Source organism: Agromyces sp. GL_144, assembly GCF_057834305.1.
The window spans coordinates 1631390-1650207 of record NZ_CM174399.1 but is presented as its reverse complement, the minus strand read 5'-3'; the positions used below and the strand labels follow the sequence as shown (position 1 = coordinate 1650207).

Here is an 18818-nt window from a genome sequence, read left to right as displayed (position 1 = left end):
TCGGTGCATGTCGGCTGCACGTTTGCGGATCGAGATCGCCATCGTCCTCGGGCTCTCGCTCGGCGCCTCCGCGGTCTACTCGATCGTCTCGATCATCGCCAAGATCACGGCCGAGCAGGCCCTCGGCGACCAGTCCGTCGCGCTGAATCCGAGCCGCTCCCAGCGCGAATGGCTCGACTTCACCTACCAGTTCCTCGACGTGTTCTTCGGGCTCTTCGCGGTCGCCCTCGTGCTGTACCTGCTGTGGCGACCGGGCGAGAGCCCGTTCCGTCGCATCGGCTTCGACCTGACCCGTCCGGGCCGAGACGTGGCATCCGGCCTGCTGCTCGTCGCCGTCATCGGCGTGCCGGGGCTCGCGCTCTACGCGGCCGGCCGCGCGATCGGCATCACGGTTGCCGTGCAGGCCTCGCCGGCGGACTGGCTGTGGTGGACGGTGCCGATCCTCGTGCTGCGCGCCCTCGAGGCCGCGCTCTCCGAGGAGCTCATCGTCGTCGGCTACCTCTTCACCCGACTGCGCGAACTCGGGGTGGGTCCGTGGGCCACGATCGTCTCGAGCGCGCTGCTGCGCGGCACCTACCACCTGTACCAGGGCTTCGGCCCGTTCATCGGCAACGCGGCGATGGGCGTCGTGTTCGGCTGGTGCTACCAGCGTTGGGGGCGCACGATGCCGCTCGTCGTCGCGCATCTGGTGCTCGACGTCGTCTCGTTCGTGGGCTACCCGCTCGCGGTCGCCTGGTGGCCGGCGCTCTTCGCGGCGCCCGCCTCGTGAGCGGCGCTCTCGGCGGGCACGGGCCGCGGATCGGGTGACGGCGACGGATGCCTCGTGCGCCACCTCGGCGCCAGGTGCGACCCCTCGGCGAGCGCCAGCACCGTCGCGGGCATGGGCGGCAGCGCCTCTTCGGGCGGCTCGACCCTGAGGTCCGATGCGCTCGCGCGCACGCGCGCCATGTCCATCCAACTGGCGCGACTGGGCGTGCAGACCGCCGAGATGCCGTCGGCTCCGTAGTACCCCGCCTGGGCGATCGAGCTGAGCGAGTCGGCGCGGCGCAGCGCAGCGGCCATGCCGGGGTCGCGTCGCTCGAGGAGCCCGGCCCGCTGCTCGAGCCCGAACACGCGGGAGGCGGCCGCACTGACGAGCACCATGGCCGCGACGAACCCGGCGCCGGCGCCGATCTGCACCAGATCGATGAGGGACATGGACACCTCCTCGTGAGAGTGCCCCCAGTGTAGACCTGAGGGCACCTCACGTACAGGGGTGCTTGCGAGCTGGGCGCTGCGCGACGCGAACGCCGCTCCGCTACGCGAAGGCCTCCACCGGCGGGCAGGCGCACACGAGGTTGCGGTCGCCGTAGGCCTGGTCGATGCGGCGCACCGGAGCCCAGTACTTGTTGCGCACGAGCGAGTGCACGGGGTACACGGCCTGCTCGCGCGTGTAGGGGTGGTTCCACTCCCCCGCGATGACCGACTCCGCCGTGTGCGGCGCGCCGCGCAGCGGGTTGTCGTCGACCGGCCACTCGCCGCGACCGACCGCGTCGGCCTCAGCCTTGATCGCGATCATCGCCTCGACGAAGCGCTCGAGCTCCGCCAGGTCTTCGGACTCGGTCGGCTCGACCATGAGCGTGCCCGCGACGGGGAACGACATGGTCGGCGCGTGGAACCCGTAGTCGATGAGGCGCTTGGCCACGTCGTCGACGCTCACCCCGGTCTCCGCGGTGAGCGGGCGCAGGTCGAGGATGCACTCGTGCGCGACGAGGCCGTTCTCGCCCGTGTAGAGCACCGGGAAGTGCTCGCGCAGGCGCGACGCGACGAAGTTCGCGGCGAGCACGGCCGACGCGGTCGACTGCTCGAGCCCCTCGGCGCCCATCATGCGCACGTATGCCCATGAGATCGGCAGGATCGACGGGCTGCCGTAGGGCGCCGCCGAGACCGGCCCTCCGCCGTGCACGAAGCCGCCCGCGTGGTCGTCGCGCTGGGCCATCGGGTGGCCGGGCAGGTAGGGCGCGAGATGCGCCTTGGCCGCCACGGGGCCCACGCCGGGGCCGCCGCCGCCGTGCGGGATGCAGAACGTCTTGTGCAGGTTCAGGTGCGAGACGTCGCCGCCGAAGTCGCCGAACCTGGCGAAGCCGAGCAGCGCGTTCAGGTTGGCGCCGTCGACGTAGACCTGTCCGCCCGCGTCGTGCACGGCCTGGCAGATGTCGCGCACGTCGTGCTCGTAGACGCCGTGGGTCGACGGGTAGGTGATCATGAGCGCCGCGATGGATGCCGCGTGCTCGGCGATCTTGGCCCGCAGGTCGTCGAGGTCGACGTTGCCGAGCTCGTCGCACGCGACGACGACCACGCGCATGCCCGCGAGCACCGCGGATGCCGCGTTCGTGCCGTGCGCGCTCGACGGGATGAGGCAGAGGTCGCGCTCGGCCTCGCCGTTGGCCCGGTGGTAGCCGCGGATCGCGAGCAGGCCCGCGAGCTCGCCCTGGCTGCCGGCGTTCGGCTGCAGCGACACCGTGTCGTAGCCGGTGACCTCGGCGAGCCAGCTCTCGAGCTGCTCGACGAGGCCCAGCGTGCCCACGACGTCGGCCTCGGGCGCGAACGGGTGCAGGTTCGCGAACTCGGGCCAGGTGACGGCCTGCATCTCGGTGGCCGCGTTGAGCTTCATCGTGCAGGAGCCGAGCGGGATCATGCCACGGTCGAGGGCGTAGTCGCGGTCGGCGAGCTGCTTGAGGTAGCGCATCATCTGCGTCTCGGACTGGTGCGTGTTGAACACCGGGTGCTCGAGGTACGCGCTCGTGCGGCGCAGCTCGGCGGGCAGGCTCGACGGCAGCTCGGAGAGCGACACCGCGACATCCGCTCGCTCGCCGAAGCCGAACGCCTCGACGACGCGGGAGAGCTCGTCGGCGGTGGTCGTCTCGTCGACCGCGATGTGCACGGTCGCCTCATCGGCCTCCCACACGTTGACGCCGAGCTCGCGCGCGCGCTCGACGACGTTGCGGGCGAGGCCGGGCACGTGCACGCGGATGGTGTCGAAGTACGTCTCGTGCGCGAGCGTCAGGTCGAAGGCCGTGAGCGCGTCGGCGAGCGCCTTCGCCTTCGCCGCGGTGGTCACGGCGATGTGCCGGATGCCGCGGGGCCCGTGGTAGACCGCGTACATCGATGCCATGACGGCGAGGAGCACCTGCGCGGTGCAGATGTTCGAGGTCGCCTTCTCGCGGCGGATGTGCTGCTCGCGCGCCTGCAGGGTGAGCCGGTAGGCGGGCGCGCCGACGGCGTCCTTGGAGACGCCGACGAGACGACCCGGGAGCTGGCGTTCGAGGCCCTTGCGCACGGCCATGTAGCCGGCGTGCGGTCCGCCGAAGCCCATCGGCACGCCGAAGCGCTGGCTCGTGCCGACCGCGACGTCGGCACCCAGTTCGCCCGGGCTCGTGATGAGCGCGAGGGCGAGCAGGTCGGCGGCGACGACGGCGAGCGCGCCCTGCGCCTTGGACGCAGCGATGACGGATGCCGGGTTCCAGACGCGGCCCGAGGCGCCCGGGTACTGCACGAAGACGCCGAAGTGCTCGCCGAGGGCGGAGACATCCGTGCCCTCGTGCAGTTCGGTGACGACGAGCTCGATGCCCACGGCCTCGGCTCGGGACTCGAGCAGCGCCCGCGTCTGCGGCAGGGCGTCGGCGTCGACGACGAAGCGGTTCGAGGCCGACTTCGAGCCGCGGCGGGCGAGGAGCATGCCCTCGACGACCGCGGTGCCCTCGTCGAGCATCGACGCGTTGGCCGTGTCGAGCCCGGTGAGGTCGGTGACCATCGTCTGGAAGTTGATGAGCGCCTCGAGACGCCCCTGCGAGATCTCGGGCTGGTACGGCGTGTAGGCCGTGTACCAGCTCGGGTTCTCGAGCACGTTGCGCTGGATCACGGCCGGCGTGATCGTGCCGAAGTAGCCGAGGCCGATCATCGAGGTGCGCACGGTGTTCTGCTCGGCGAGGGCCGCGAGCTCGGCGAGGGCCTCGCGCTCGGTCGCGGCCGCGGGGATCGCGGAGTTCAGCACCTCCCCCATGCGGATGGAGGAGGGCACGGCGGCGGTCATGAGCGCGTCGAGCGAGTCGTAGCCGAGCTCGGCCAGCATGATGGCGTGATCGCTCGGGGTGGTGCCGATGTGGCGGCGCCCGAAGGCGTCGAGGTCGAACGTGGAGGAGGTGGTCATCGGTGCGGCCCTACTCGCCGACGAGAGCGCGGTACTCCGCGTGGCTGAGGAGCTTCGGCAGCTCTGGCGCGGTGATCTTCAGCAGCCAGCCCTCGCCGAACGGGTCGCTGTTGACGAGCTCGGGCGAGTCGACGACGGCCTGGTTGGCCTCGACGACCTCGCCGTTCACGGGCGCGAAGAGCTCGCCGACCGACTTCGTGGACTCGATCTCGCCGACGACGGTGCCCTCGGCGACCGTGGTGCCCGCCGCGGGCAGCTCGACGAAGACGATGTCGCCGAGCTTCTCGGCGGCGTAGTCGGTGATGCCGACGGTGACGGTGTCGCCGTCGACCAGCACCCACTCGTGCTCTTCGGTGTACTGGAGTTCGGTGTTCTCGGTCATGGGGTTCTCCTGGTGTCTGGGGTCGGTCGAGTCGGGGTGGCGGCCGGTCAGGCGCCGCGCTTGTAGAAGGGAAGGGTGACGACGGATGCCTCGATGCGCGTGCCGCGCACGTCGACGGCGAGCACCGTTCCGGGCTCGGCATGATCGGGGTGCACGAACGCCATCGCGATCGGATGCCCGAGGGTCGGCGACAGCACGCCGGAGGTGACGACGCCGATGCCGGGCGCGTCCTCTGCGGTTCCGGCGTGCACGGTGTAGCCGGCGCGGGCCGCACGGCGGCCCTCGGCGACGAGACCGACCAGCACCGGGGCATCCGCTCGGGGGCCCTGCTCGATGCCGGCGCGGCCGACGAAGTCGCCCTCCTTCGAGAGCGCCACGACGCGGCCGAGGCCGGCCTGCACGGGGAAGGTGTCTCGGCCGAGCTCGTGCCCGTAGAGCGGCATGCCGGCTTCGAGGCGCAGCGTGTCGCGGCTCGCGAGGCCGCACGGCACGACGCGAGGGCCGCCCGTCTCGGCCAGTGCCCGCCAGAGCCCCGCCGCGCGCTCGGGGGCGAGGTAGAGCTCGAAGCCGTCTTCGCCGGTGTAGCCGGTGCGCGCGACGAGCACGGGCTCGCCCTCGTACTCGGCGGCGACGGCACGGTAGTACTTGAGCTCGCGGATCGCGGTCTCGAAGTCGTCGTGGTCGTTGCCCGGCCCCTGGATGCCGAAGCCGGGCGTCTCGAGGAGCACCTCGAGCGCGTCTGGCCCCTGCAGGGCGATGAGGGCGACGTCGTCGCTCTGGTCGAAGACCTCGACGTCGAACGGCGAGGTGCGCTCGAGCAGCTCTTCGACGACGACCTCGCGGTTCGCCGCGTTCGCGACGACCATGAAGCGGTCCTCACCCGTGCGGTAGACGACGAGGTCGTCGATCACGCCGCCGTCGCGGGCGAGCAGCAGCGAGTACTTCGCCTGCCCGAGCGCGATCGCCGACAGCCTGCCGGCGAGGGCGTAGTCGAGCGCTGCGCCCGCCTCGGGCCCGACGACGACGATCTCGCCCATGTGCGAGAGGTCGAAGAGGCCCGACTTCGTGCGCACCGCATGATGCTCGGCCAGGTCGGACGTGTACCGCACCGGCATCTGCCAGCCGGCGAAATCGGTGAACGACGCGCCGAGCGCCGCGTGCACATCGTGCAGCGGACTCAACCGACCCGCCGTCGGCTCTGCCTGTGCTGTCTCGGTCATTGCGTTCTCCTCAACATTCCACCACATTGACCGCGAGCCCTCCGGTCGCGGTCTCCTTGTATTTGTCGCTCATGTCGCGACCGGTCTGACGCATGGTCTCGATGGCCTGGTCGAACGAGACCCGGTGCGTCCCGTCACCCCACATCGCCATCTTGGCCGCATTGATGGCCTTTCCGGCGGCGATCGCGTTGCGTTCGATGCACGGGATCTGCACGAGCCCGCCCACGGGGTCGCAGGTCAGGCCGAGGTTGTGCTCCATCGCGATCTCCGCGGCGTTCTCGACCTGCTCCGGCGTGCCGCCGAGCACGGCGGCGAGCGCGCCGGCGGCCATCGAAGACGCCGAGCCCACCTCGCCCTGGCAGCCCACCTCGGCGCCCGAGATGGAGGCGCCGCGCTTGACGATGCCGCCGATCGCCGCCGCGGTGAGCAGGAACTCCACCGCGAGGTCGTCGAGGTCGTCGCCGGCCCGCGCGCGGGGGCTGTAGTTCGTCGCGTAGTGCAGCACGGCCGGCACGATGCCCGCGGCGCCGTTCGTCGGCGCGGTGACGACGCGCCCGCCCGCGGCGTTCTCTTCATTCACGGCGAGCGCGACGAGGTTGACCCACTCCTGGGCGAACTCGGGGCTGCGGTCGGGATCCTCGCGAAGCAGCCGCGCGTGCCATTCGGGCGCACGGCGGCGCACCGACAGGCCGCCGGGCAGCACGCCGTCGCGGCGGATGCCGGTCGCGACGCAGTCGAGCATCGCGTCGCGGATGCGCAGGATGCCGGTGCGGACCCCTGCCTCGGATGCCGCGGCCGTGTCGCCCGACGCCGCGGCGATCTCGTTGCGCATGGCCAGCTCGGCGATCGACAGGCCCTCGGCCTCGCAGGCGCGGAGCAGGTCGGCGGCGTTCGCGTACGGATGCGGCGCCCGGGCCTCGGTCTCGTCGCGCACGGCCTGAGCGGCCCCGTCGCCGTCGCCGTCGCGCACGATGAACCCTCCGCCGATGGAGTAGTACGTCGCCTCGTCGATGCCGTGGCCCTCGGCGTCGAACGTCGCGAAGCGCACGGCGTTGCTGTGCCGCGGCAGCACGGTGCGCGGGGAGAGCACGAGGTCGTCGACGCCGAACGGCAGCTCGACGACGCCGGCGAGGCGGATGCGGCCGGACTCGGCGATCTCGCCGACGCGCTGCTCGACCTCGGCGCTCGAGATCGCGTCGGGCCGGCGGCCCTCGAGCCCGAGCAGCACCGCGGTCAGCGTGCCGTGCCCTCGGCCGGTCGCCGCGAGGGATCCGTAGAGCTCGACCTCGAGCCGCGCCACGTCGGCGGCGGCGGTTCCGAGCCGGGCGACGTAGTCGGCCGCGGCGTGCATCGGACCGACCGTGTGCGAGCTCGACGGGCCGATGCCGATCTTGAACAGGTCGAAGACCCCGACGATCTCGTTCGAGGGGGCATGCGGCGCGGGCGCCGGCACGGGCGGCGCGAGCGCAATCGTCACCGCGACGGCGGTCACGAGACCTCCGCGAGGGTGCGCGCGGCCGTGAGATCGGGGTGACCGGCGTAGAGCGGGTGATCGGCCACGAGCGCGTCGACGCGGTTCGCGTACCCGCCCAGCTCCGCGTCATCCGCCGCCGTCAGGACGCCCGCGATGATGTCGGCGACCTCGGCGAACGCACCGGCGCCGAAGCCGCGCGACGCGAGCGCCGGCGTGCCGATGCGCAGGCCGCTCGTGACCATCGGCGGGCGGGGGTCGTCGGGCACGGCGTTGCGGTTCACGGTGATGCCGATGCGGTGCAGGCGGTCCTCGGCGGCGCGGCCGTCGAGCTCGCTCTCGCGCAGGTCGACGAGCACGAGGTGCACGTCGGTGCCGCCGCCGACGACGCGGATGCCGGCCACCGCGCAGTCGGGCTCGGCGAGACGGGCGGCGAGCAGCCGGGCGCCCTCGAGGGTGCGCTCCTGGCGGTCGCGGAAGCCCTCGGTCGCGGCGATCTTCAGCGCGACGGCCTTGCCGGCGATGACGTGCTCGAGCGGCCCGCCCTGCTGGCCGGGGAAGACGGCGGAGTTGAGCTTCTTCGCGATGTCGGCGTCCATGCTCAGGATCAGCCCGCCGCGCGGGCCGCCGAGCGTCTTGTGCGTCGTGGTCGTGGTCACGTGGGCGTGCGGCACGGGCGAGGGGTGCAGTCCCGCGGCGACGAGTCCCGCGAAATGCGACATGTCGACCAGGAGGAACGCGCCGACCTCGTCGGCGATCGCGCGGAAGGCGGCGAAGTCCAGCGCCCGGGTGTAGGCCGACCAGCCGGCGATGATGAGCGCCGGCCGGTGCTCGAGCGCGAGGCGGCGCACCTCGTCGAGGTCGATCTCCTCGGTCGCGGGGGCCCGGTGGTAGGGCACGACCTGGTAGAGCCGGCCCGAGAAGTTCAGCTTCATGCCGTGCGTGAGGTGCCCGCCGTGCGCGAGGTCGAGTCCGAGGATCGTGTCGCCGGGCGTGATGAGCGCGTGCATGGCGGCGGCGTTCGCCTGGGCGCCGGAGTGCGGCTGCACGTTCGCGAACGCGGCGCCGAAGAGCTGCTTCGCCCGCTCGATCGCGAGCGACTCGATCACGTCGACGTGCTCGCATCCGCCGTAGTAGCGGCGCCCCGGGTAGCCCTCGGCGTACTTGTTCGTGAGCACGGAACCCTGCGCCTCCATGACGGCGAGCGGGGCGAAGTTCTCGGAGGCGATCATCTCGAGGCCCGTGCGCTGGCGTGCGAGCTCGAGGTCGATCGCGGCGGCGACCTCGGGGTCGAGCTCGGCGAGCGGCGCGGTGAGCACCTCGGTGGGGTCGGTTCGGGACATGTGGAACTCCTTCCGGTGCATCCGTCGTCGGATGCGTCGAGTTCCTCCCGCTCTGTCATATGGGCCTGAGAGTTTCCGCGTGGCCGTCGCCGGCTGCGCTTGCCCCGTCGGCGGGCGCCGAAGCGCCGCTTTCCAGAGTGACCTGCCGCCACGGTACAGGGGCCTGAGAGATTCCCGGGAGGGGTTGCTCCTACGGCAGCCGTGCGATGACGGCTTCTCCCGTGGCAGTTGATCGGTCGTTCAGTTGTGGGTTCGATCCTACCGGCATGGAGCGGATGCCGCGTGCGGAGGTTCCGGCGCGGCATCCGGCGTCGGCCGCCCGCGTCCGTGACGTGCCCGATTTCTGTTCGAGTCAACGTGACTGTAAGATGATCGCGTACTTAGAGTCAAAGCGACACGAAGGGAGCAGCGGATGCCTCGACCGATCGAACTCGCCGAAGCACGCCTCGCCGTGTCGACCGTGATCTTCGCCCGCGAACCGGGCGTCGTCACCGGCGAGCCGCCCGCGCAACCCGAGCAGCCCGCCGACCGCTCGCTGTGGATCCCGCTCGTGCGACGCCTGCGCGAACCGGGCGGAGGGCGCTGGGCACTGCCCGGCGGCTGGCTCGGTGCGGCCGAGAGCCTCGAGGGCGCCGCCGCCCGCACCCTCGAGGAGACCACGGGCGTCACGCCCCGATACCTCGAGCAGCTCTACACCTTCGGCGCCCCCGACCGCTCCCCCGACGGGCGCGTCGTCTCGGTCGTCTACTGGGCGCTCGTGCGCCCAGAGGAGACGAGCGGCGCCATCGACGACCCCAACGTGCGCTGGTTCGACGCCGACGACCTGCCCGAGCTCGCCTTCGACCACAACGAGATCGTCGCCTACGCCCTCGGGCGCCTGCGCACCAAGCTCGGCTACTCGCAGATCGCGCACGCGTTCCTCGACGAGACCTTCACGCTCGCCGAGCTCCGCGAGGTCTACGAGACCGTGCTGCGGCGCCCCCTCGACCCGGCCAACTTCCGCCGAACGGTCGAGGCGTCGGGCGCCCTCGTCGAGACGGGCGAGGTGCGCACCGGCACCCCGCACCGCCCGCCCAAGCTGTACCGCCCCGCCGATCCCGCCGACGCGGGCATCCAGGGCTCGTTCCGAATCCCGATCGCCCCGCACCTGAGGAGACACCCATGACGATGGTCCAGCCCAGCGACGTCCGGCTCGCGGCATCCGTCGACCGCTCGATCCAGCTCATCCAGGCGGGCTCCGCATCGGGCAGCACCTGCTCCCCCGACCTCGCCAAAGGCCCGTGGGAGTTCGACGCGGGGCCCGTGGCCTACGGGCCCGGCTCGTCGATGGGCGACGTGATCCCCACGGGCTCGCCCCGCCAGGGCGCCCTGCCCGAGTCGTACCGCACCGCGAGCGACGCCGAGCTGCACGGCCGCATCCGCGCGGCCAAGGCGACCCTCGGCGAGCGCGTCGTCGTGCTCGGCCACTTCTACCAGCGCGACGAGGTCATCGAGCACGCCGACTTCGTGGGCGACTCGTTCCAGCTCGCGAACGCGGCGCTCACGCGCCCCGACGCCGAGGCCATCGTCTTCTGCGGCGTGCACTTCATGGCCGAGACCGCCGACCTGCTCTCCACGCCCGAGCAGGCCGTGATCCTGCCGAACCTGGCCGCGGGCTGCTCGATGGCCGACATGGCCGACGAGGAGTCGGTCGAGGCCTGCTGGGCCGACCTCGAAGACGTCTACGGCGACCTCACGGCGACCGACGCCGACGGGCGCGTGCCCGTCATTCCGGTCACCTACATGAACTCCTCGGCGGCGCTCAAGGGCTTCGTCGGGCGCAACGGCGGCATCGTCTGCACCTCCTCGAACGCGAAGACCGTGCTCGAGTGGGCGTTCGAGCGCGGGCAGCGGGTGCTCTTCTTCCCCGACCAGCACCTCGGCCGCAACACGGCCAAGGCCATGGGCGTGCCCCTCGAGCAGATGCCGATGTGGAACCCGCGGCGCCCGCTCGGCGGCAACGACGCGGCGACGCTCGACGACGCCCGGGTCATCCTCTGGCACGGCTTCTGCTCGGTGCACCGCCGCTTCACGGTCGACCAGATCGCGCAGGCGCGCGTCGACCACCCCGGCGTGCAGGTCATCGTGCACCCCGAATGCCCCATGCCCGTCGTCGATGCCGCCGATGCCGCGGGGTCGACGGACTTCATCGTGAAGGCGATCCAGGCGGCGCCCGCCGGCTCGACGTTCGCGATCGGCACCGAGATCAACCTCGTGCAGCGCCTCGCGGCCGAGTACCCGCAGCACGAGATCTTCTGCCTCGACCCCGTGGTCTGCCCGTGCTCGACCATGTACCGCATCCACCCCGGCTACCTCGCCTGGGTGCTCGAAGAGCTGGTCGAGGGGCGCGTCGTCAACCGCATCACGGTGGCCGACGAGGTGGCCGAGCCGGCACGGGTGGCCCTCGAGCGGATGCTCGCGGCGAAGCCGCCGGCCGCGGCGGCGACGGCGACGGCGGAGCAGGTGCCGCCCGCGACCAACCAGGCGAAGCCGCCGGCCGCTCCCGTCGCGGTGCCCGCGGGGGCCTGACATGACGCGCGTGCTCGTGGTGGGCGGCGGCATCGCCGGCCTCTGGACCGCGGTGCGGGCGGCCGATGCCGGCCATGACGTCGAGCTCGTCACGAAGGCCGAGCTCGCCGACGGCAACACCCGCCACGCGCAGGGCGGCATCGCCGCGGCGCTGTTCCCCGACGACTCCGCCGAGCGGCACTACGACGACACGCTCGAGGCCGGCGCGGGCCTCTGCGATCCCGCCGCGGTGCGCGTGCTCTGCGATGAGGGGCCCGCGCGCGTGCGCGACCTCATCCGCTTCGGCGTCGCGTTCGACCACGGCGACTCCGGCCTCGAGCGCGGCCTCGAGGCCGCGCATTCCCGCGCGCGCATCCTGCACGCGGGCGGCGACGCCACCGGCGCCGCGATCGAGCACGCCCTCGTCGCGACGGTGCGCCGGCGCGCCGTGCGCATCCACGAGCAGACGATGCTCGTCGACCTGCTCGTCGAGGAGGGCGCCGGCGCCCGCGGCGACCACGACGGCGTCCGCGTGACGGGTGCACGCCTGCTCGCGGCATCCGGCGACCTGTTCGACGTGCACGCCGACGCGATCGCGCTCGCGACCGGCGGTGCGGGGCAGCTCTTCGCGCATACGACGAACCCCGACGTCGCGACCGGAGACGGCGTCGCCGCGGCGTGGCGGGCGGGCGCCGAGGTCGCCGACCTCGAGTTCGTGCAGTTCCACCCGACGGCGCTCGCGGCTCCCGGTACCCCGCTCATCTCCGAGGCGGTGCGCGGCGAGGGTGCGGTGCTGCGCGACGCCGACGGTCTCCGCTTCATGACGGAGGTCGACCCGCGGGGCGAACTCGCCCCCCGCGACGTCGTGGCCCGTGCCGTCTGGCGCCGCAGCCTCGAGCAGGGCGGCGTGCCGGTGACGCTCGACGCCACGGCGCTCGGGCGCGACCTGCTCGACCGACGCTTCCCGAGCCTCGGCGAGGCCTGTCGCGACGCCGGATACGACTGGGCCGTCGAGCCCGTGCCCGTGACGCCCGCCGCGCATTACGCGATGGGCGGCGTCGTCACCGACCTCGACGGACGCACGAGCCTGCCCGGCCTCTTCGCCGTCGGCGAGACCGCGCGCACGGGCGTGCACGGCGCCAACCGGCTCGCCTCGAACTCGCTCCTCGAGGCGGCCGTGTTCGCCGACCGGGCGGCACGGGCGATCGACGCCGATGCCGCCGGATTCGGCGTCTCGGCCCGACGCCCCGCACCCACCCCGGCACCCGACGGCGCGTCCGATCACATCTCCGAATCCGCGTACACCCGCGAGGCGCTGCAGGCCCTCATGTGGGAGCACGTCGGACTCGAGCGCACGGCCGGCGGCCTCGCCGAGGCATCCGTCCGGCTCGACGCATGGGTCGCGCCCGAGCCCCGCGACCGCCGCACCGCTGAAGACCGCAACCTGCTCGACCTCGCCCGGCTCACCGTCGCCGCCGCAGCAGCCCGCCGCGAGAGCGTCGGCGCCCACTTCCGAGCGGACGGTCTGCGAGCGGATGCCGCGACCCGGCGCATGCCGTCGGCGTCGACCGCGCCCGACTCGACGCCGCTCCCCCACGAGTTCGCCGATGCCGAGGAGGCAGCATGAGCACCGACCGCCGCGAGATCGATCGCATCGTGACCGCCGCCCTCGACGAAGACGCGCCGTGGGGCGACCTCACCTCCGAGACGCTCATCCCGGTGGATGCCACGGCCACGGCCGCCCTCGTCGCCCGTGAGCCGGGCGTGCTCAGCGGGCTCGAGGTGTTCGCGGCGGCGTTCCGGCTCGTGGACCCGTCGATCGAGGTCGAGCGCCTCGCCGCCGGTGGCGACCCGTTCGAGGCGGGCGACGTGCTCGCCCGCGTGCACGGCCCGGCACGGGGCATCCTGACCGGCGAGCGCGTCGCGCTCAACCTGTTGCAGCGCATGTCGGGCGTCGCGACGCTCACCGCTCGATACGTGGCGGCCGTCGCCGGCACCGGCGCGCGCATCGTCGACACGCGCAAGACCACTCCCGGGTTGCGCAGCCTCGAACGGCAGGCCGTGCGCGACGGCGGCGGGCGCAACCACCGGCGCTCGCTGTCGGACGCGGTCATGGCGAAGGACAACCACCTCGCCGTGCTCACCGCGGGCGGCGTCGACCTCGCGTCGGCGCTGCGCTCCACACGCGAGCGCATGCCGCACACCGCGCACCTCGAGGTCGAGATCGACCGGCTCGACCAGCTCGACGCCGTGCTCGCGGGCGGGGCCGACACGATCATGCTCGACAACTTCACGACCGTCGACCTGCGCGAGGGCGTGCGCCGCATCGACGGTCGGGCCGTCGTCGAGGCGTCCGGCGGCGTCAACCTCGACACGGTGGCCGCGATCGCCGCGACCGGCGTCGACGTCATCTCGGTCGGAGCGCTCACGCATTCGGCGCGCGCGCTCGACCTCGGGCTCGACGTCGAGATCGAGCTCGCCGGCGGTCCCGACGATGCCCGGACCCCGGGGCATCCGTGATCTACCTCGACCACGCGGCGACCACGCCCGTTCGCCGCGAGGCGATCGAGGCGATGTGGCCCTACCTCACGGGGTCCTTCGGCAACCCGTCGAGCCGGCACGAGCTCGGCGACGAGGCGGCGCGCGCCCTGGCATGGGCGCGCGGCGAGGTGGCCGCGGTGGTCGGCTGCCGCCTCGGCGAGGTCGTGTTCACGAGCGGCGGCACCGAGGCCGACAACCTCGCGATCAAGGGCATCGCGCTCGCCCGCCCGCGCGGACGGAGCATCGTCGTCTCGCCGATCGAGCACGAGGCGGTGCTCGAGTCGGCCGAGTACCTGGCGAGGCTGCACGGGTTCACGGCGATCGAGGTCGCCGTCGACGAGGCCGGCATCGTTCGGCCCGAAGCGCTCGCCGCCGTGATCACGCCCGACACCGCACTCGTGTCGGTGCAACTCGTGAACAACGAGATCGGCACGATCCAGCCGATCGCCGAGCTCGCCGCGATCGCGCACGAGGCCGGCGCCCTCATGCACACCGACGCCGTGCAGGCCGCCGGGCACCTGGACCTCGATCTCACCCGGCTCGGCGTCGACGCGATGTCGCTCGCCGGCCACAAGGTCGGCGCACCGAAGGGCACCGGTGCGCTCGTCGCGCGCGGACGCGTCGGCCTCGAGCCAGTGCTGCACGGCGGCGGGCAGGAGCGCGGGCGCCGCTCGGGCACCGAGAACGTCGCCGGCGCCGTCGCGTTCGCCACGGCATTGCGGCTCGCCGAACTCGAGCGAGCGGATGCCTCGGAGCGGGCCGCCAGGCAGGGCCGCGAGCTCACCCGGCGCATCCTCGACGGGGTCGACGGCGCCCGCCTCACGGGCGACCCCGATCACCGCCTCGCATCGACGGTCTCGTTCGTCTTCCCCGGCACCTCGGGCGAGGCCGTGCTGCTCGAACTCGACCGGCAGGGCGTCACCTGCTCGAGCGGCTCGGCCTGCGCCGCCGGCAGCACCGAGCCGTCGCATGTGCTCACCGCGATCGGCGTCCCGGCCGACCTCGCGCAGACCGCGGTGCGCTTCACGCTCGGGCCGACGACGACCGACGAGGAGATCGCGCAGGCGGCGGCATCCGTCGTCCGGGCCGTGTCGGCGGTGCGGGCTATCGTGGAACCATGACCGATTCGAACGCTCCCGAGCACGACGCAGCCGCAGCCGACGAGACGGAAGAGACCGCCGAGCAGCGCCTCGAGAACGAGCGCCTCGAAGACGAACTCGCCCCCGAAGAGTCGCTGCTCGAGGGCTGGCTGCCCACGCCGACCCCGACCGACGGGCCTGCGCCCGCGCCGTAGGCCACGCGCCGACCGGCGGCTGCGCCCGCCCGCCTGATTTCCATACGTTCCGATCCTTCGCCCGATTCGGGAATACGAGCCCGCCGTCGGCTGGTTGTCGCCTTCATCCGGGCGCAACGGAGCGCACACCACCGAAGCCGATAGGAACCGCACCGTGACCGAACGCGCCCTTCCCGACCTTGCGGGTCCCGACCTCACGGGTCCCGACCTCCGCGGCCCCGACCGCACGACCGGCCCAGCCGGCGATGCCGCATCCGCGACCTCGCCCGACCATCACCTCCACACCGATGCCGAGGCGCTGCACGGCGCCCGCAACTCGCGCGTCATCTGGCTGCTGCTCGCCGCGACCTTCGTCGTCATCCTCAACGAGACGATCATGGGCGTGGCCATTCCGCACCTCGTGGTCGACCTCGGCATCACGATCTCGGCTGCGCAGTGGCTCACCACCGCGTTCATGCTGACGATGGCCGTCGTCATCCCGATCACCGGGTTCCTGCTGCAGCGCTTCACCACCAGGCAGCTCTTCATCGCGGCCATGACGCTGTTCTCAACCGGCACGCTGCTCGCGGCGCTCGCCCCCGGCTTCGAGGTGCTGCTCGGCGCCCGCGTCGTGCAGGCGACGGGCACGGCGATCATGATGCCGCTGCTCATGACGACCCTGATGGAACTCGTGGCGGCATCCGACCGCGGCCGGTTCATGGGCCGCGTCTCGACCGTGATCTCGGTCGCGCCGGCCATCGGCCCCACGCTGTCGGGCGTGATCCTCACGTACCTGTCGTGGCGCTTCATGTTCTGGTTCGTGCTGCCCATCGCGCTCGTCATGCTCATCATCGGCATCCGCCGGGTCGAGAACGTCACCGAGCCGAAGAAGTCGCCGATCGACGTCTTCTCGGTCGTGCTGTCGGCGATCGGCTTCGGCGGGCTCGTGTACGGCCTGAGCCTCATCGGCGGCGAGGCCTCCGGCAGTGCGACGCCCACCCAGATGTGGATCTCGCTCGGCGTCGGCGCGGCCGGCATCGTCGCGTTCGTGCTGCGTCAGCTCGTGCTGCAGCGTCGCGACCGGGCGCTGCTCGACCTGCGCACCTTCCGGTCGGCCAACTTCGCGATCTCCGTGGCCCTCATGATCGTGATGATGGCGTCGCTGTTCGGCACGATCATCCTGCTGCCGATCTACCTGCAGAACGTGCTGCACCTCGAACCGCTCATCACCGGCCTGTTGATGCTGCCGGGCGGGCTCGTCATGGGTCTGCTCGGCCCGGTCGTCGGGCGGCTCTACGACCGCCTCGGCCCGCGGCCCCTGCTCGTGCCGGGCGCCATCGTGGTCAGCGCCGTGCTGTGGTCGCTCACGCTCGTGTCCGAGACCACCTCCCCGTGGCTCGTGCTCGTGGCGCACATCGCGCTCTCCGCGGGTCTCGCGTTCATGTTCACGCCGCTCTTCACGACGGCCCTCGGGTCGGTCAAGCCGAACCTGTACTCGCACGGCTCCGCGGTCATCGGCACCGTGCAGCAGGTCGCGGGCGCCGCCGGCACCGCGCTCTTCGTCACGGTCATGACGGCCGGCACGGTCGCCGCCGCTCCGCTCGCGGCCTCACCCGAGGCGGCGCAGGCGGCCGGCATCCACGCTGCGTTCCTGATCGGCGCGATCCTGTCGCTGACCTCGATCGTCGGCGCCGCCTTCGTGCGTCGCCCCGCCGAGAGCGAAGACGGGCCGGCCTTCGCGCACTGACCTTCGCACCGTTCCCGGTGCGGCATCCGCACCGAAACGCAACGGCCCGCCGGCGCATCAGCGCTCGGCGGGCCGTTGCCTGTCGCCTCAGCCGCAGTTCGGGCGGCAGCTGCGCTGCGAGATCGCGTCGACGAGCACCGTCCCGAGGTCTTCGGGCTTGGTCGCCGAGTAGGCACCGCCCTTGGTGACCTCGGCGATCTTCTGCATCGCCTCGAGGTCGGTGTCGGGTCCGAAGCCGATCATGATCACGGGCACGGGCTTCGTGCCGTCGTCGGCCTTGGCCAGCTCCGCGAGGAGCGTGTCGAGGTCGATGCCGTTCTCGTCCTCGTTCTTGCCGTCGGTGATGAGCAGCACCGCGTTGACCTTCTCGGGGTCGTACCCGTCGCGCACGCGGTTCACCGCGGCGAGCACGGTGTCGTACAGCCCCGTGGCGCCGCCGAGCCGCTCGGGCAGCGACTGGATGATGCCGCCGATCTGCTGGGCGTGCGCAGCGTCGCCGAGCGCCGCGATGGGAGCCAGCTCCTCGTAGTCGAGGTCGCCGTCGCGCAGGGTGGAGAACGCCCACACGCCGAGGTCGACCTCGCCCGAGAACCGGGACACCGCCTGCTGCGCGGCCTGCTGGAAGATGTCGATGCGCCGCAGGCCGTTGTCGGCGGGCTCCTCCATGGAACCCGACACGTCGATGACCGCGAGGTAGCGCGCCCGCAGGGTGAGCACGCCCCAGGTGCGCAGCATGGTCAGCTGCGTGGCCGCATCGAGCGGCAACGCCTGCGCCGCCGGGCCGTCGGGGGCGATGCCGAGGATGTCGATCTTGCCGCTGCCGTCGGCCCCACGGAACCCGACCGCGTTCAGCTGCTCGGTCGCGGCCGCAGCCGCCGCCGCGAACGCGTCGAGGTACTTCGCCCTGGCCGAAGGCGCGTCGGTCGCCGGCGCGGTCGCGTCCTCGCTCGACTCGAGCTGCTTCGAGGCCGTGTACGACACCGTGTCGACGACGCCGTCGCCGGCGTGCGCCTCGGCATCGCCGGACTCCTCGGTCGAGTCCGCCGGCTCGTCACCGGCGGGCTCGTCGGCCGCTGCCTCGGCGGCTGCGTCGCCGACGCGCACGAGCGGGTAGTCGACGACGACCGTTCCGTCATTCGGGTAGGCGGCCGTGAGCGTCTGCGAGGGGCCGTCGTCGTTGTACTCGGCGACCTGCGCCTCGGTCGTGATGACGACGCTCGGCTGCTCCTGCGAGGAGAGGGATCCGAAGGCGGCGCTCGTGGAGGCCGGAATCGACTTGCCGAGGGCGATCATCGCCGAAGCGAGCGGTCGCGGGTCTTCAGCCGGGGCGTGGGCTCCGAGCGCGACGAGGCTCGCCAGGCTCGCGGACGAGGCCTCGGGGTTGGGGAGGATCGCCGGAAGCGTCCCGTCGAGCACGCGCTGCCAGGTCACCGGCTCGCTCGCGACCGCGGCGGCGTCCTCGGCGGTCGTGGCGAACACGACGGGCGTCGTGGCGAGCGTCTCGCCGACGGCGGTCTCGGGCGTGCTGCGCCCGAGCGACGACGCGGTCGCCGCGGCGCGATCGACCCAGGCGCCGGACTGCGGGACCCAGGCGTCGGCGGCGAGTCCGCCGGCCGCGAGCACCGCTGCGGTGTCGGCCGAGTCCTGCGCGGTGATCTCGGTCGCGACGCAGCCGTCGTTCGCGGCATCGAACTCGGCGGCGACCTCGGTGAGCACGGGAGCGATGGTGCTGTCGGCGACGATGCGCAGGGGCTGCGCCTCCTCGCAGGCACCGTCGGCGGACGCGGTGGACGGATCGAGGTGCCCGCCGACCCAGAGGTAGACGCCGGAAGCGACCACGCCGACCACGACGACGGCGGCGATGATGGACAGGATGAGGCCGCGCTTCGGCTTCTTCGCCGGCGCGGTGCTGTGACGCCCCACGGACACTCCAAGCCCGACGGTGGCAAGGGAGGCACCGTCGAATCCTTCAGTTCGGGTTCCCACCGGGTACGGGGGAAGGATTCGATCAGTGTAGGTTACGCACGGCGGGCAGCGAAAACGGCCGCTTCGGCTTGTGCCGAAGCGACAGGAATGCCGGGCGAGGCCCCGACGCGGCGGGCGCG

At 72.5% G+C, this 18818-nt stretch carries 15 protein-coding genes and 2 riboswitches; of the genes, 8 read left to right on the top strand and 7 right to left on the bottom strand.

What is annotated here, in order from left to right; translation table 11 throughout:
• The first annotated feature begins 7 nt into the window (after positions 1–7).
• The gene (locus tag AC3IPY_RS07410) at positions 8–769 is read left to right on the top strand and encodes a CPBP family intramembrane glutamic endopeptidase (protein ID WP_489187734.1); all 762 of its coding nucleotides are present in this window, start codon (positions 8–10) and stop codon (positions 767–769) included.
• Here AC3IPY_RS07410 and AC3IPY_RS07405 read toward each other — a convergent pair.
• From AC3IPY_RS07405 to glyA, 6 genes are all read right to left on the bottom strand, one after another.
• Positions 715–1197, bottom strand: a complete 483-nt coding sequence (locus AC3IPY_RS07405) for a hypothetical protein (protein ID WP_489187732.1) — start codon at positions 1195–1197, stop codon at positions 715–717. The genes AC3IPY_RS07410 and AC3IPY_RS07405 overlap by 55 nt on opposite strands.
• 100 nt (positions 1198–1297) lie before the next feature.
• A complete protein-coding gene (gene gcvP / locus AC3IPY_RS07400) occupies positions 1298–4189 on the bottom strand; it encodes an aminomethyl-transferring glycine dehydrogenase (RefSeq protein WP_489187731.1) in 2892 nt (963 codons plus the stop codon).
• A gap of 10 nt (positions 4190–4199) precedes the next feature.
• Entirely contained in the window at positions 4200–4571 is a 372-nt protein-coding gene (gcvH, locus tag AC3IPY_RS07395) for a glycine cleavage system protein GcvH (RefSeq protein ID WP_489187730.1), read from the bottom strand.
• A gap of 47 nt (positions 4572–4618) precedes the next feature.
• Positions 4619–5791 carry a glycine cleavage system aminomethyltransferase GcvT gene (gene gcvT / locus AC3IPY_RS07390; RefSeq protein ID WP_489187729.1) on the bottom strand — a complete coding sequence of 391 codons (1173 nt, stop codon included), beginning with the start codon at positions 5789–5791 and terminating at the stop codon, positions 4619–4621.
• Between the two features lie 10 nt (positions 5792–5801).
• A complete protein-coding gene (locus AC3IPY_RS07385) occupies positions 5802–7244 on the bottom strand; it encodes an L-serine ammonia-lyase (protein WP_489188272.1) in 1443 nt (480 codons plus the stop codon).
• A 35-nt stretch (positions 7245–7279) separates the two neighbouring features.
• Positions 7280–8605 carry a serine hydroxymethyltransferase gene (gene glyA, locus AC3IPY_RS07380; protein WP_489187728.1) on the bottom strand — a complete coding sequence of 442 codons (1326 nt, stop codon included), beginning with the start codon at positions 8603–8605 and terminating at the stop codon, positions 7280–7282.
• Between the two features lie 42 nt (positions 8606–8647).
• A riboswitch (glycine riboswitch) is annotated at positions 8648–8746 on the bottom strand.
• Positions 8747–8837: riboswitch (glycine riboswitch) on the bottom strand. It abuts the riboswitch before it with no gap.
• Positions 8838–9017: 180 nt separating this feature from the next.
• On the opposite strand from glyA, the gene AC3IPY_RS07375 reads away from it, so the two are divergent.
• The 7 genes from AC3IPY_RS07375 to AC3IPY_RS07345 all read left to right on the top strand — a co-directional run bounded on the left by AC3IPY_RS07375 (position 9018) and on the right by AC3IPY_RS07345 (position 16713).
• Positions 9018–9770 (top strand): NUDIX hydrolase, encoded by a 753-nt coding sequence (locus tag AC3IPY_RS07375; protein WP_489187727.1) that lies wholly within the window; start codon positions 9018–9020, stop codon positions 9768–9770.
• Positions 9767–11173, top strand: coding sequence for a quinolinate synthase NadA (gene nadA / locus AC3IPY_RS07370; RefSeq protein WP_489187726.1), 1407 nt, complete (start codon positions 9767–9769; stop codon positions 11171–11173). The genes AC3IPY_RS07375 and nadA overlap by 4 nt, the downstream gene beginning before the upstream one ends.
• Before the next feature lies 1 nt (position 11174).
• Positions 11175–12779: an L-aspartate oxidase gene (gene nadB / locus AC3IPY_RS07365; RefSeq protein WP_489187725.1), complete on the top strand. Its 1605-nt coding sequence runs from the start codon at positions 11175–11177 to the stop codon at positions 12777–12779.
• The gene (gene nadC, locus AC3IPY_RS07360; protein ID WP_489187724.1) at positions 12776–13672 is read left to right on the top strand and encodes a carboxylating nicotinate-nucleotide diphosphorylase; all 897 of its coding nucleotides are present in this window, start codon (positions 12776–12778) and stop codon (positions 13670–13672) included. Before nadB ends, nadC begins: the two co-directional genes overlap by 4 nt.
• Entirely contained in the window at positions 13669–14814 is a 1146-nt protein-coding gene (locus AC3IPY_RS07355; RefSeq protein WP_489187723.1) for a cysteine desulfurase family protein, read from the top strand. Before nadC ends, AC3IPY_RS07355 begins: the two co-directional genes overlap by 4 nt.
• Positions 14811–14987, top strand: coding sequence for a hypothetical protein (locus AC3IPY_RS07350; RefSeq protein WP_489187722.1), 177 nt, complete (start codon positions 14811–14813; stop codon positions 14985–14987). The genes AC3IPY_RS07355 and AC3IPY_RS07350 overlap by 4 nt, the downstream gene beginning before the upstream one ends.
• Before the next feature lie 154 nt (positions 14988–15141).
• Positions 15142–16713, top strand: coding sequence for an MDR family MFS transporter (locus AC3IPY_RS07345; protein ID WP_489187720.1), 1572 nt, complete (start codon positions 15142–15144; stop codon positions 16711–16713).
• 87 nt (positions 16714–16800) lie between these two features.
• Here AC3IPY_RS07345 and AC3IPY_RS07340 read toward each other — a convergent pair whose 3' ends face one another.
• Entirely contained in the window at positions 16801–18636 is a 1836-nt protein-coding gene (locus AC3IPY_RS07340; protein ID WP_489187718.1) for a VWA domain-containing protein, read from the bottom strand.
• Positions 18637–18818: the final 182 nt, after the last annotated feature.